This is a genomic window from Halococcus saccharolyticus DSM 5350 (genome assembly GCF_000336915.1).
Lineage (GTDB): Archaea > Halobacteriota > Halobacteria > Halobacteriales > Halococcaceae > Halococcus > Halococcus saccharolyticus.
Genome location: NZ_AOMD01000014.1, coordinates 55,002 through 69,832 on the forward strand (window position 1 = coordinate 55,002; position 14,831 = coordinate 69,832).

11 protein-coding genes are annotated in these 14,831 nt (G+C 61.0%); 9 read left to right on the forward strand and 2 right to left on the reverse strand.

Annotated elements, in window-relative coordinates:
• Positions 1-64 precede the first annotated feature (64 nt).
• On the forward strand, positions 65-205 hold the full coding sequence (locus tag C449_RS18235) for a DUF7503 family protein (RefSeq protein WP_169316456.1): 141 nt from the start codon (positions 65-67) through the stop codon (positions 203-205).
• Here C449_RS18235 and C449_RS04600 read toward each other — a convergent pair whose 3' ends face one another.
• A complete protein-coding gene (locus C449_RS04600; protein ID WP_006076788.1) occupies positions 206-2,314 on the reverse strand; it encodes a hypothetical protein in 2,109 nt (702 codons plus the stop codon).
• Positions 2,315-2,572: 258 nt separating this feature from the next.
• On the opposite strand from C449_RS04600, the gene C449_RS04605 reads away from it, so the two are divergent.
• From C449_RS04605 to C449_RS04635, 8 genes are all read left to right on the forward strand, one after another.
• The gene (locus C449_RS04605; protein ID WP_006076789.1) at positions 2,573-4,576 is read left to right on the forward strand and encodes a hybrid sensor histidine kinase/response regulator; all 2,004 of its coding nucleotides are present in this window, start codon (positions 2,573-2,575) and stop codon (positions 4,574-4,576) included.
• Positions 4,577-5,060: 484 nt separating this feature from the next.
• Positions 5,061-6,227: a thiolase domain-containing protein gene (locus C449_RS04610; RefSeq protein WP_080504891.1), complete on the forward strand. Its 1,167-nt coding sequence runs from the start codon at positions 5,061-5,063 to the stop codon at positions 6,225-6,227.
• Positions 6,224-6,601 (forward strand): Zn-ribbon domain-containing OB-fold protein, encoded by a 378-nt coding sequence (locus tag C449_RS04615; RefSeq protein ID WP_006076791.1) that lies wholly within the window; start codon positions 6,224-6,226, stop codon positions 6,599-6,601. The genes C449_RS04610 and C449_RS04615 overlap by 4 nt, the downstream gene beginning before the upstream one ends.
• Before the next feature lie 151 nt (positions 6,602-6,752).
• Positions 6,753-7,946: an MFS transporter gene (locus C449_RS04620; protein WP_006076792.1), complete on the forward strand. Its 1,194-nt coding sequence runs from the start codon at positions 6,753-6,755 to the stop codon at positions 7,944-7,946.
• Between the two features lie 433 nt (positions 7,947-8,379).
• Positions 8,380-8,658, forward strand: a complete 279-nt coding sequence (locus C449_RS17390) for a PadR family transcriptional regulator (RefSeq protein ID WP_006076793.1) — start codon at positions 8,380-8,382, stop codon at positions 8,656-8,658.
• Between the two features lie 208 nt (positions 8,659-8,866).
• Positions 8,867-9,235, forward strand: a complete 369-nt coding sequence (locus C449_RS04625) for a UPF0175 family protein (protein WP_006076794.1) — start codon at positions 8,867-8,869, stop codon at positions 9,233-9,235.
• Positions 9,232-9,738: a hypothetical protein gene (locus tag C449_RS04630; protein ID WP_006076795.1), complete on the forward strand. Its 507-nt coding sequence runs from the start codon at positions 9,232-9,234 to the stop codon at positions 9,736-9,738. Before C449_RS04625 ends, C449_RS04630 begins: the two co-directional genes overlap by 4 nt.
• A 102-nt stretch (positions 9,739-9,840) precedes the next feature.
• Positions 9,841-10,845 carry a hypothetical protein gene (locus C449_RS04635; RefSeq protein ID WP_049913886.1) on the forward strand — a complete coding sequence of 335 codons (1,005 nt, stop codon included), beginning with the start codon at positions 9,841-9,843 and terminating at the stop codon, positions 10,843-10,845.
• 2,198 nt (positions 10,846-13,043) lie between these two features.
• Here the strand turns inward: C449_RS04635 and C449_RS04650 are convergent.
• Positions 13,044-14,801: a cbb3-type cytochrome c oxidase subunit I gene (locus C449_RS04650; RefSeq protein WP_006076799.1), complete on the reverse strand. Its 1,758-nt coding sequence runs from the start codon at positions 14,799-14,801 to the stop codon at positions 13,044-13,046.
• Positions 14,802-14,831 lie beyond the last annotated feature (30 nt).

Genomic DNA, 14,831 nt, shown 5'->3' on the forward strand with positions numbered 1-14,831 from the left:
TTATTAATAATATCGAATACCTTTGAAAATATTCATATTGAGTGCGCGCATTGTGGGTAATGTGATGTCCGAAGACAACACCGACGTTCGGTCGCAGCTCAAGAACCACCCGAAAGCACTCAGCGCACTGTTCGGCCTGATGATTCTGCTGTCACAGGCAGGGTCTGCGGCTGCCGGCAACATGGGCGTAATTAGTGGCCCGTAGTTACAAATCAGTTATGTCGATTTGATCACTCCAGCGTAGCTTTCCGCTGATTCTCACCGGTACTGTTTCAAGCTTGAAAAAACGCTCGAGCTCGTTCTGTGTTATGCTGAATGGGCCGATAACTCCGGAAGATAAGTAGTATCTCGATATACTGTCCATATATGGAACGACTAAGCTTCCTATCCCTCTTTGTGATGTTGGATACGTCTCTAATTCTATATCGAACGAATTTTCTTCTGGTTTCAAATTGATTAAATTAGGCATTCCGCTCGCCGACTGCGCAATCGCTAGCCCACCATCACCGATCACCAGGTACTCGTCTCCCATGATGCTCTCACCGCGGGCGATTTCGAGAGCGGACTGGAGCGAAAAGCCGGCGTTGAGCAGGCCCGCGAGAGTCCTTCCCATCCGGACTGCCTCGCAGTTGAGCACGTCGGTGAGTGTTGCGATCCCGCCGATGGACCCTGCCTCGATCAGCGCCATTCCCTGTCGGTAGGACTGGCAGGCGTTGAGTAAGAATGCATCCACCCCGACGGTATCGAGCGTGTTCGCGTTGAGGTCGCCGTCTGCACATTCGAATCCTCCGTCGTCGACGTGGCCGATGTAATGGAGGAAGTCCGTCTGTGTCGAGAGCACACCTTCGAGTTCGGCTGTCGTGAGATCTCGGTGGAGCGAGACGTCGAACGGCAGTTCGTCGCGGTTGCCGTAGATGTCGTCGATCAGGTCGCGCTCCTCGGCCATGTCGGCGTCGTTGCAGACCACCGTGATGTCGATGTCGCCGTCGACGGGCGTTCTATCGAGGCGGTTCTGATAGGCCTCGACCGAGGTCTTGCTCGCGCCGAGGGGCATCCCCTCGCCGATCCACGCCTCTTCGAGCGAATCGGTCGCCTCGGGACTCACGAACTCGACATCGGCCTCGGTTCCCGACTCTGGATTCGTACTCCGCGTGGTGCTCGCGCTCGCACTCCGCGTGAACTCGTCCTCGCGCCGGGCCGTCGCCGTTTCCACGCCGCCATCGAACATCAGTGCTTTCGAGCGCGTGACCGATCCCGTGCTCGCACACCGGACGACGGCGAGGTCGTCGACGACGAACGGGAGCGTTTCGATGCTCGCTGGCGTCGGTTCGACGTGGGAGGTGAGCTTCCACTCGGGGAGGTGGTCCTCGATGGTCGCGAACGGCACGTCGAGGTACGCGTCGAGCCGTTCGGCCAGCGGCTGATCGTAGAGTGCCGCGAAATCGAGGCCGAGGTCCGCCTCGACCGCCTCGCGCTCGTGGAGCGCCACCGGGTAGAGCCCCTCGGTACGCGCGAGACAGTCGAGGAAGAACGTCTGCTTCAACGTCCGTTCGACGGTCCGCTCGAACCCGCCTGGACCGTCGAGTGAGTATTCGAGCCCGTGATCGGCTCGGAGACGGGGCTCGTCGCCGGGGCGAACGCGCGCACCGAGATAGTACGCGAGCGGCGCGATCACGAAGATCGAACGGTACTCCGGTGGCACTTCGATCGTCACTCCCGTCTCGGGCGGTTCGAGCCCCGCGAGATCGAGCTCGTCGCCGAGTTCGATCGTGGGCGGATGCCCTCGAAGGGTGGGGTAGGAGCGCTCGGGAGAGGTCGTCTTGAGCGCGGAGCCGAACGTCGAGACCGCGGCCATCACGTCGACGGGATCGGTCGTGGTGGTAACCGTTGCGGCGGGACGCTCGTGGTGTGAGCGCGCGCCCACTACGACCTCGGTCGCATTGCCGAAGTCGATCGTCATCCCTTCGATGTCGGCGCGCACCGAGACGGTACTCTCGACCCGGCAGTAGAGCTTGATCGGCGCGCTCAGCTCGATCGTGTACTCACCGTGTGGCAACTCCTCGTTCGCGAAGTGCTCGGCTTGGGCCACGATCGCCCCCGACTCGTCACGGACGTGGACCGAGATCACGCTCGGCAGCGCGATACTCGTTGTCCGGATCGCAACCGCGGTCTCGACCGGGAATCGAAACCGATCGGTGTCGGCCGGTTGCGGCGCGACCGGCTCCGGCGTCGTCAGCGCGTATCGATGGCGCTCTATCGAGTCCACCACCGTGATACCCGCGCCGCCGTCAACCGGTTCGAACGATGGGTTCATCCACGATCCCCATTTCCGGTTGTGCGTCTGTTCGACATGTCTACAGTACTATCTACTCCCAACAGGGCCTAAACTAAAAACCTATGGATGGTAGAACATCACATTGTCCGTCCCGATACTTCGTCGGCTCGGACAGGGGGCCGACGGCCGGGAACCGAACCACCGCAACGGTTGAACGGGTCGAACGGATCGACCGCATCCGTCGTGACTGGCGTGGACGAGGAACAGTACTTAGCCGCTGGGGTTCCATGTCTACCCATGGGCGATCCGATCCGGGTGCTCTGCGTCGACGACGACCCGGCTACCCTCGAGATCGCCGCGTCGTTTCTCGATCGGAACGGCCTCGACGTGGTGACCGAAACCAGCGCCCGCGACGCCCTCGACCGACTCGACGAAGCCATCGATTGTATCGTCAGCGACTACGAGATGCCGGCGATCGATGGTCTCGAACTCCTTGAGACGGTCCGCGACGACCACCCTGACTTGCCCTTCATCCTCTTCACCGGGAAGGGCAACGAGGCCATCGCGAGCGAGGCCATCTCCGCCGGTGTCACCGATTATCTCCGCAAGGAAACCGGCACCGACCAGTACACGGTGCTCGCCAACCGGATCGAGAACGCGGTCGAAAAGCGTCGGGCCGAGCGCGAACTCGCCCGCACGGAGTCGCGTTACCGACGGCTGGTCGAACAGACCCTCGTCGGTATCTACATCATCCAAGACGATCGTATCCGGTACGCGAATCCGAAGCTTGCTGCCATCTTCGGCTACGATCCCGACGAACTCGTTGGTCGCTCTCCACTCACGGTCGTGGCCGAGTCCGACCGCGATCGCGTCGCCGACAGTCTCGCCGCCCGCCAAACCGGCGAAATCGACGAGGTCAACTACACCTTCACCGGGGTCACCAAGAGCGGTACGCCGGTCGAGATCGAGGCTCACGGAGGTTCGATCGATCTCGACGGCGATCCAGCGGTGATGGGCGTTCTCCGCGAGGTGAACGACCGCCACCGCCGGGAGTACGCACTCCGCGCACTCCACGATGCGACCGGCGATCTGATGCGAGCCCACACTCCCGAAGCCGTCGTCGATCGGGCTGTCGCCGCCGCCGAGGACGTCCTCGGGTTCCCAGTGGCGGTGATCAGACTCCACAGCCCGGAAACCGATACGCTCGATCCGGTGGCCGTGACCGAGACAGCTATCGACGTGCTCGGTGAACGCCCGAAGTACGATCGCGACGAGGCACTTCCGTGGCGAGCGCTCGAATCGGGTGAACCCGTGATCGCGGACGGAAGTCTCGCAGGGCGCGCAACGAACGACCTCCCGCTCGAAAGCGCACTGTACGTCTCGATCGACGATCACGGCACGCTCAGCATCGGCTCGCCCGACGACACCTTCGACGATGCCGACGTTCGACTCGCCCAAGTGCTCGCGGCGAACACCGCGGCAGCGCTCGATCGCGTCGCCAACGAGGCCGAACTCGAACGCCAGAACGAACGGCTGGAGGAGTTCGCGAGCGTCGTGAGCCACGACCTCAGAAACCCGCTCGGTCTCGCACGAGGCCGACTCGAACTCGCCCACGAGGAACATCCCTCCGAACACCACGACGACATTCAGTGGGCGCTCTCCCGGATGGATTCGCTGATCGAGGACTTGCTCGCGCTCGCACGACAGGGTGAGGTCGTCGACGAAACCACGACCGTCTCGCTCGCCACGATCGCCGAGGCCGCGTGGATGGAGATCGACGACGAAACCGCGTCGTTCGTCCACGACGACCTCGGTGAGATCGAGGCCGATCCCGACCGCCTCCAGCGACTGTTCGGCAACCTGTTCCGAAATGCCGTAGAGCACGGCTCCACAAGCCCTCGCTCGCACGATCGCGAGGACGCTGTGGAACACGGTTCGACAAGCCCTCGTTCGAGAACTCACGAGGACACCGTGGAGCACAGCTCCACGAGTAGCCGGTCGGAGGCCGGCGACGCCATCGAGCACGGTTCGATGAGCAGGCAGGCGTCGCCCGACGACGGCTCATCGGTGACCGTCCGAGTAGAGCGTCTCCCCGACGGCGGTTTCGCGGTTGCGGACGACGGGCCAGGCATCCCCGACGACGAGAGCGACCGCGTCTTCGAGAGTGGGTACTCGACCGGCGAGGGGACGGGATTGGGGCTCGCTATTGTCAGGACCATCGCCGAAGCCCACGGCTGGCAGGTCTTGATCACTAAGAGCGATACCGGCGGTGCACGGATCGAGGTCCACACTCGCGGCTAACATCGAGCAGGCAGATCGCTTGCACGAATCACCGTTCGAACGTCGTCTTGACGGTCCATCCCGGCGAGTGCAGCGCACGAAGCGGCACTCGGGACTGATCTCCGCCACCGAGCTTGTGGATAGTCGATTTGGTGAGACAGTACACTGGCCTTATCGTCCATGCACCCTCTCTTTGTGCTCCGTCTGTATCGTGTCCCGTAGGGAGGAGGGGAACCCGGATGGACGAACCGATGGGCTCCTGTGACTCTCCATCCGTTGCGAGCCTCTGGCATCACTCGTGACTTCCCCTGCTCCTCGTTTCACCCACACACGATCCGACCCCAAACTGTTCCGCTGTCGTGGTTTCGCGCTGAAAGGCTAATTTCCCGATGATGGTTGCGTCGGTTCGTGATCCATCGATGATCCGGACAGTTCGACGCCTGAGCCGGCGAACGCGGCTGCCGACATCACAACCCTGATAGACAATGGTGTCGTACACCAGCTCATGGCACGAGCTTCCATCGTCGGTGCGGGAATGACGAAGTTCGGCGTTCACGAACGGCCGTTGCCGGACCTGTTCGCCGATGCCGCGTTCGACGCGTTCGACGATTCGGGGATCGAACCTCCCGAAATCGAGGCGCTCTATTTCGGCAACGCGATGGGTGGGATGACCGAGAACGATACTCACCTCGCACCCACGCTCGCCTCGCACATCGGCTGTACGGGCGTTCCCGCCCAGCGCTTCGAGGACGCGTGTGCCACCTCGGCGAACGCGTTCAAACACGCGGTCGAGGCGGTCGAATCCGGCCGTCACGACGTGGTGCTCGCCGGTGGCGTCGAACGCTGTACACCCGAAACCGGGCTTGGCACCGGCGCGATGACGAAGGTCTTCGTCAGCGCCGCCCACCGTCAGTACGAACAGCCCGCCGGCCTCACCTTCCCCGGCGTATTCGCGCTGCTCACCAAGCGCCACATGCACGAGTACGGCACCACCGAAGAGCATCTCGCCGAGGTCGCGGTCAAGAACCACTACAACGGGACGCTCAATCCGCGTGCGCATTTCGGCCGGGAGACAACAGTAGAGAAGGTGCTCGATTCGCCGATCGTCGCCGACCCGTTCCACCTGATGGACTGCTGTCCGTTCTCGGACGGGGCGTCGGCGGTCGTGGTCGCCAGCGAGGAGGCCGCCGAGAGCTTCGAGAACCCGGTCGACGTTGCGGGCGTGGGCCACGCGACCGACGTGGTCCCGCTCGCGGACAAGGACGCCCTCCCGGCGACCCAGGCTGCCCGGGATGCGGCGAGTCAGGCGTACGACCAGGCGGGAACGACCGCCGACGCGATCGATTTCGCGGAGATCCACGACTGCTTCACGGGGGCCGAAGTGATGGCGACCGAGGCACTCGGACTCTTCGAGGACGGTGCGGGCGGCCCGGCAGCGGCAGCGGGCCGGACCGCCCTGGATGGCGACGTACCGGTGAACCCCTCGGGCGGACTGAAAGCGAAGGGCCACCCTCTCGGAGCGACCGGCACCGCACAGCTGGTCGAACTCACCGAGCAACTCCGCGGCGAGGCTGGCGAGCGCCAGCTTGACGATCCCGAGCGTGCGGTCGCACACAACCTGGGTGGCGACGCCGCGACCACCGTCGTCACGGTGATGGAGGCCCGCCAATGAGCGGTTCCGAACCGAGCGCCGACCGGCTCGATTACGTCGAGTGGGCAGACCGCCTCCGCGACGGCGAACTGCTCGGCCAGGAATGTGCGGAGTGCGGCCACACGACCGCGGCCCCGAAAGCCGCGTGCGCGCAGTGCGGCTCGCGGACGATCGCCACCGTCACGCTGCCGACGACCGGCACCGTCCACTCCGAAACCACGATCGCGGTTGCACCCGAAGGATTCGAGGGCGAGTACCAGGTCGCCGTGGTTCGGCTCGGCGACGCCAAGATACTCGGCCGGATCGACGATACCGTCGACATCGGCGATCGCGTCTCGTTCACCGATGTCGTGACTGCCGACGACCACCCAGCGCCCGTCTTCACCCCTGTCTGAGGCGCGACTCGAACTGGCGACCCAAACGGAGTGCCGTGTTCTCCGGATCGACCGTCCGACGGCCTCTTCCGATATCGACCGAAGTTTCACGGCCGATTCCTGCCGCGACTCCCCAATCGGTTTATTCCCGACGAACGTACCGTAAGCACCTGTGAACACCGATCGTGTGGTGCTGGCGACGATGATCTTCGCGGTGCTGTTCGGGCAGGTGGCGCTCTACCCCGGCGTCCCGGAGCTCGTGGCGGCGCTCGGCGCGACCACGACGCTCGACGCAGGCACGTGGTTCCTCGCGGCCGAGTACGCCGGCTTCGTGCTCTTCGCTGGCGTCTGGGGCGCGCTGAGTGACGCCACCGGCCGGCGAGTGCCCTTGATCGTCGCTGGCGCGCTCGGCGGCGTGGCGAGCTACGCGGCGTTGATCGGTCTCGCCGAGGTCGCAGGGATCGGGTTCGGCGCGATGCTCGTCCTCCGCTTCATCGAGGGGAGTTTCACCATCGCGGCGTTCTCGCTCTCGATCACGATGCTGATGGATCTGGAGGGAGGCCACGGCCGGAACATGGGGGCGGCGGGCATCGCCATCGGCTCCGGGACGGCGCTCGGCGCACCCCTCGGCGGCCAGCTCTCGTCGATCGGTCCGCTCATGCCGATCGCTGTTGCTGCCGGTCTCCTCTGTGTCGTCGCGCTGTTGGCGACTCAAGTGACCGACCGAGTTCCCGAGAGCCAGCGTGGTGGTATCGGGGCCGCGATCGCTGGCCTCACCGAACGGCCCGCACTCGGCCTCCCCTACGCCTTCGGCTTCGCCGACCGGTTCACGGCGGGCTTTTTCGCACTCGTCGGCACGCTCTACTTCCGGCAGACCTTCGATCTCGACGCGGGCGCGGCGGGCATCGTGCTCGGCCTGTTCTTCGCGCCGTTCGCGCTCGGCCAGTACCCGATGGGGCGGCTCTCGGACCGCATCGGTCGACTCCTTCCGGTCGTCGCGGGATCGGTGCTCTACGGGGGTGCCATCCTCGCGGTCTATCTCGCGCCCACGATCGAGATCGCGAGCGCGACGATGGTCCTGCTCGGGATCGCCGGCGCGCTCGTCGCTCCGGCCACGATGGCGCTCGTCACGGACCTCGCTCCCGACGATCGGGGCACCGCGATGGGTGGGTTCAACGTCTTCGGGAGTCTCGGCTTCCTCGTGGGAACCGTCGGCGGCGGCGTGATCGCTGACAACGTTGGCTTCGGCGCTGCCTTTCTCGCTGCCGCCGCGCTCGAAGCTGGGATCGTCCTCGTCACACTCCCGCTACTCGTCCGACTCGACATCCCCCGAGCGACGCTGTTCGGCGATCGGGAATCGACCTGACGACACGCTCGTCCGTCGGCAGCTGTCTCGACACCTCGTCACGACCTCATAGTACCAGTCGCTTCCGTTCTCCAGGGTAGCGTGTGCCTCTCCAAATCGCACCACCCAGTAATGGCGCTATTGCAGCACAGACACCTACTCGAACTACCGATCTCGAATTCGCCGACGAATCACTGGCCAGTCAGTTATCAGCGCTGTGCCGGATGACCGATTTGAGTACAGCATGGTTGAGTCACGAACGACATCAAACGTTCACGGGATGGATTCACCTTGGAGACAGACGAAATCATCCTCTCGATTGCCGTCAAATTCTGGAGGATTCGGTGAAACCTCGAAAATGATGTTGGAACCTATTCGAATCGAAAATGTCTCTCCTTCTAACCCTGTTCGGGAATGAAGGCATTATATTATCTGCCGCCGCAAGAAGGTGGCAATGGAAGACCTCAATGCGTTTCAACGAGATCTGTTGTATGTCAATGAGAGCGTAGGAGAAGCATCGGGCTTAGAAATCAAGGATGTTCTCGATAGCCACTATGATGAGGAGATTGATACAAGTCGTCTCTATCCGAATCTCGATGAACTGGTTGATCGAGGATTGATCGACAAAGGAAGTATAGATGGTCGGACAAATTCGTACACTCTTTCCGAAGAAGGTCACCAAGCGCTCGCCGCACGACGAGAGTGGGAAGAAAGTTTAAAACCAACTGATTAGGCTGCGCTTCAAGGTGCTGTTTTGGAATAAAAGAAAAATACCGGGACTGAATGCTACTTATGTTTCCTTCTCTGATGCAATACGGGGTGTGGAGGTATATAAGTAAATGCTTCGGATGCAACGGTGGTTCCCTCCAAGCGGATTCGATTAGCCGTCGAGTGAGACGGAGTTCATAAATAGTATGAAGACGTAGGTGAGAAACAGACCAATGGCGCGTATCACCGGCTCGTACCCGGAGGACCTGGAACTCCTCATCGAGGGAACTGTCGAGGCCGGCGTGTTCGGTGGGAAAAGCGATGCGCTCCGCGAATTCGCACGGGAGTACTTCGACGATCACGACAACGAACGACTGGTCGCGGCTGTCACGCTCTACGAGAACGAGACGATCACGCTCGGGGATGCTGCCCGACTGGCAGGTGAAGACCGCTGGACGATGCGGGAAATCCTCCGCGATCACGGCGTTGACCTCCGTCTTGGCCTCGCCGACGAGACGGATGCCGAGTACGAAGCCGAGGCCGCCCGCACGCTCGAATTCAGTGACGAGGACGAAGCCGATGCGACGACGCCGTCGGAATGACGTCAAGCGACGTTCCCACGAACCCAACTGTCCTGAACACGACAGTCCTCTCGAACTTTTCGTCGATTGATCGAGTGGATGTGCTGGCGGGGCTGTCGGGTATCTGCACGGTGCCGGTCGTCAGGGAGGAACTCGAAGCTGGAGTGGCTGACCACCCGTACCTCAGTCCAGCGGTCGATGCGATTGATGAGTGTATCCCGGTGGCACCGATATCGGAGACGGTAGCGAACCGCGAAGCGATCGTTCGGGGGCATCTCGATCCTGGGGAGGCGCAGGCATTCGCGCTTGCTGATGTCCACGATGGCCGCCTCTTGACCGATGACGGCGACGCCCGGTCATTCTCGAAAGAGCAAGGTGTCACAGTGGTCGGGTCCGTTGGTGTGTTGCTGGCAGCTATCGATGCTGGGCGGATTGACGAGCCGACTGCCAACGAGTGGCTCACGACGTGGATCGACGACTTCGGATACTACGTTCCATATCGGGATATTTCCGAGTATCGTTGAATCCGTAGGCGTGAACGGTAGGACGACCACAAGCGTCGTTTCATTCGAAACGTGGCATCTGGCAGGGGAGCGTTTTCATGCGTGCAGGCGAGAGGGATGGATATGACTGCGCCGTTCGGGGCGACCTGGGGGATGCTGATCGAGCGCTGTGAGGAACTCCCTGAGGACGCCACGCTCATCACCCCGCTGTCGACTGGGCGATTCCGGGTTACTGGCGTCCAGCAGCAGCGCGTCATCATCGAGGACACCGATACGGGCGACTCACAACCGCTCCAGCGCGAGCAGTTCGAAGCGCTCGTCGAGCACACACGAGAGTCCGCCAGCGACGGGTACGATCTCGAACGACTGCCGCCGAAGGCCGAACCCTACGCAGCGGTGCTCGCGCTCCATCCGCGATACGTGCTCGACCAGCAAGAGGGGCGAGTCATTGAACTCGAGGAGGCCGACGAGAGTGCCGTCCTCGACGACACGCCCCATCTCTCGACCATAGCTGATGACGACGATCAGGCCGACGAGCGTGCGGAGTCGGACGTCTCGGTGTATGCGGACGCCCTGTTGTTGATCGACGCACTCGAACGCGAGGACCCGACTGATCTCGACGGGATCGACACGCCCGATCTCGTCAATCTCTATACCCTGCTCTCGGACGTTCAGCGCAACGCGAACGACCTTCGTAAGGATGTCACCGATATACTCCTCGACCGGGTGCAACACGACCGGCCGGCTCACGGCCAGTACGGATCGGTCCAGCGCACGACTCGCCGGAATCGTTCGCTGAAAGACGACAAGACGGTGCTGGAAGCGTTCGAAGGAAGCGGTATCGATCACGAACAGTTGGTGGGCGTCGACCGTGGGAAGGTCGACGAAGCGTTGGAAGTGGTCTCCGTGCCGGAGTCAGCCGTCTACGACGTCTCCGAGAACGAGTACGTCCGGAAGGCCGATGTCGACGAAGAACGCAAGGAGACCCGCTTACAGGGGCTCAAAGACCGACTCGCGGTGAGCGACGATCCCGAGGCGGAGGTGCTGCGCCAAGAGATCGACCGACTGGAACAGGAAATCGAGGAGTTGACCGAATTCTCCCCAGGGAGTGCGGTCGGTGAGAGCTGAAAGAAGCTGACTTGATGCCCACCAGCATGAGATGAAATCAATGGGTATGACAGACATCTTGGAGTGGGAGTGCCGATTCGGGTGGCACGACTACGAGCCAGCGGGAATCACGACTGAGGACAGACTCGGGATAACACCCCGAGAACAACCGCCTCGGATGGTCTGGGTTTGTACTCGGTGCGGCGACGAGAAGTGGCTTGAGCCGGGTGTCTCGCCGAACTGATTTGATCGTTTCGCGAGTGGTGTCTCGTCGTCTTGACCCCCGATAATCCACGTCTCAGACACGGACGTAACGATAGAAACCGAATTTATCACTATATCAATATATATACTGTGGATAGAAAATTTGGCGTCCGTGTGCCGGTATTTATGAGAGTTCTCGGAGGAGATCGACAGTAAGGAGTTGGCTATTACTTATCGAGCGGGTGAGTGTGACTTCTTTGCCATTGTCCAACTGCGTGACCTCATCATGTGAGAGCATCAGTCCGACTGCGAGATGGTCATCTCGATCGGTATCGGCTGAATCGAACGCGACACCACAACTGGCACAATAGTTGACATCCTGCCAGTCTTCCGTCAGCGTCACCTGACCACATTCAGTGCATTTCGCCTCGCTCAACGGACTCCTGATACTCATAGCCAGTGTAAGGGGCTCACACAGAAAGGTACTCGCCCTCCCTTCATCAGTGTCCGAATGCTGTATCGTACCGATGAGAGATTTGGAGCTCATGGGTCCGACGCGATTCTCCACAAAGTATATAACTTTTATGGCCGTTGTATTGAGGTATCGGTGTGTGATATGGGAGTACTCACCAATTGGACGCAGGAGCAAGACGCCGATTCCCGGTACGTTTGCCGTGGGTGTGGCGAAGCGTTCTGTCTTGAGTATTACATTTGTCCCGAGTGCGGTGGGTATAGCGTTGAGCGATCGCAAGCCGGTCGATCGGTCGATTCTCGTAACCACTCGAGAACGTGGGGAGGACGGCTAGTGGAGGAACTCAAGCGACGGTTTACAGTCGACCAGCGATTCACGGAGAGCAACACCGCGAAAGTGCGGAAATAAGCCAAGACGTTCGAGACGCGGGATGACCCACTCATCGTGTCAGTTCCGTCGTGAGTCGGTAGCTACATTGGAGTGTTGCGAGGGCGATCGGGTATGCCTGAGTGTGAGAATTGCAGTGGCTTCGTGACCGAATAGTACGTGCGAGTGTTTGCCCCCTCCGAGATGGATACCGTGCGTGTCTGTCCAAACTGTCTGGATCCGCTCCGCGAGAACGGCAGGGTTCGTGAGGCTAAGCCTCCCCGAAACACCTGACGAGCACGCTCAACCCATGCTCCGGAGGGCAAGTGACGATGCGCTTGCCCTATCTGAAATCGGCCAGTTACAATCGAAAGCTGGTGTCCGAGTCGGCAAGCGGTGTCGCGCCCTGTTCGACCGCCTGCTCGGCCGACAGCCGGTCCTGCATCATGAAGACGGTATTACTCCCTCGGCTCGTGTGATACACCGAGTTCTGGAGGATATCCGCATGGTCGGTGTACTTCTCTTTCACTACGCAGAACGGCTCAATAGCGTCCGGTGCAACGCGACTGAGATCGTAGAAATACTGTACAAAAACGACTCTATCAGTCCTAATATGCGTGTTCGCTGAGATCGATCAGCAGCCCACTCGCGTTGGCGAAAGGCCTACGGTTGTGCGATCAAAATGCACACCCGGGGGGAGACTTTGACATAGTTGGGATCGCTCATCTTCAACCTACTCCCCCTGACTCGATTTACGCCTGCGATCCCTGGGCGACAAGAGCTACGATCGTACGACGAAAGCACAGATCGTCGGACCACGAAAGCGAGCGTGTGTGGCGATGCTGGCGGGCACTGTCCCCGGAGTAGCGATCGGGGAGGTCCACTGATTGTCGTCTGCCACAAACCCGCCGCCGAAACACATTGTCCCGGACGCGTTCGCCGCGAGAGTCCGTCCACACGCCCGTTGAGTCGACCGGACGATGCGCATTGGTCGTGAGATTTTCACATCGGATTCTCTGTGTCGTCTGTGGAGGTATATTCGACTTCGCAATCGGTGGATTCGAAAGCGCTAGTCTGGGGGGCGTTCATGAGACTTTTCTTGACAAAATGCAGATAGTATATTGCGTACTGTCGACACTATCTGATCCGTGGAGTAGTGGTGTGAACCGACCTTCGGCTATCGGGATTGGTTCTCCGTAGCCCCACTTTCTGTATCTTCTCCACCATCGGCGATCGCGGTCTCGGTCCGGCGTTCGTGCCACTGCCACTCGTGAGTGAACTGACCGGTCTCCTTCAGGTTCCACGGATCGACATCCTCCATCGAGGGGGCTTCGTACCACGATTGGACGAAGTTCCAGACCCAGATGACCTGGCCGACGAAGATGATCAGCGCGCCGAGCGTCGCGATCTGGTGGAAAACGGTGATGATGTTCACCGGTCCGATCGGGAAATCGTACGTTGCGTACCGCCGGGGCATCCCGAGATAGCCGAGGTACAGCATCGCGAAGAACGTGAGATTGGTCCCGATCATCGAGAGCCAGAAGTGAGCCTTCGCCAACTTCCGTTGGTACATCTTCCCAGTAAAGATCGGATACCAGTAGTATAGTCCGGCGAACACCGCAAAGCCGATGGCGCCCATCACAATGTAGTGGAAGTGACCGACCACGTAGTAGGTGTCGTGGAGTACGAGGTTCACCGGGATCGCAGCGAGGAACACGCCAGTCACGCCGCCGATGATGAAGTTCGAAACGAACCCGATACAGAACAGCATCGGTGCGGTCAGTTTGACGTTACCACCCCACATTGTAGTGGTCCAGTTGAACGTCTTAACCGCACTCGGGATCGCAATTGCCAGTGACACGGCCATGAAGCTCGCCCGGATCCGCGGGTCGATCCCGGTCGCGAACATGTGGTGGGCCCAGACGCCAAAGGAGAGGACTCCGATCGCCAGCGTCGAGTAGACCACGAACTTGAACCCGAACAGCTTCCGCCCCGAGAATTTCGGCAGTATCAGACTGACGAGCCCCATCGGCGGCAAGACGAGGATGTACACCTCAGGGTGGCCGAAGAACCAAAAGAGGTGCTGCCAGAGGATCGGCCCGCCACCCTCCCCGGCCGCAAAGAAGGTCGTCGCGAAGTTGCGGTCGAGCAGCAGCATGATGAGAGCGCTGCCGAGCAGTGGGAACGCGAACAGAATCAGCCCGGACTGAGTCAGCATGGTCCATGAAAACATATCGAGGTTCGCCCAGTTCACGTCGGGACCGCGCTCGGTGAAGATGGTGGCGATGAAGTTGATTGCCCCCATGGTCGCCGAGACGCCGGTAAGGTGGAGACCGAGCAGCATGAAGTCGACGCCGACGTTCGCCTGAGTGCCGCTGCCAACGCCCGCCGCCAGCGGGGTGTACATCGTCCACGCGGTCTGTGCCGGAACGATGTCGAGGCTCGCGATCGGCGCAGTGAAAAATCCGCCCCAGATCAAAAGCGCGCCGGGCGGGAGGAGCCAGAACGCGATGGCGTTGATCCGCGGGAACGCCATGTCGTCCGCGCCGATCAGGAGAGGAATGAAGTAGTTCCCGAACGCCGCGAGCACGGGTGTCCCGAACAGGAACAGCATCGTGATACCGTGACTCGTCAACAGCGAGTTGTAGAACTCTGCGCCGATGACGTCGGTGGCGGGCGCGATGAGCTCCGCTCGCATCAGCATGACCATGATCCCGCCGACAGAGAACGCGATGACTGCGTAGGCTCCGTACAGCATTCCGATGTCCTTGTGATCGACCGTCGTGAACCATCGAATGATCCCACCGGGCTTTTCCTCATGTGCATAGCCACTCTCTTCACTAACAGCTCCGCTCCCGCCCGCAAGCGGCGTGTACGATCGCCAGTCCTCGATCCGGGTGAGCCAGACCACTACGCCCAAAAGGACAAAGCCCATGAGTACCGTTGGCGCGATTTGGGCCGTAAT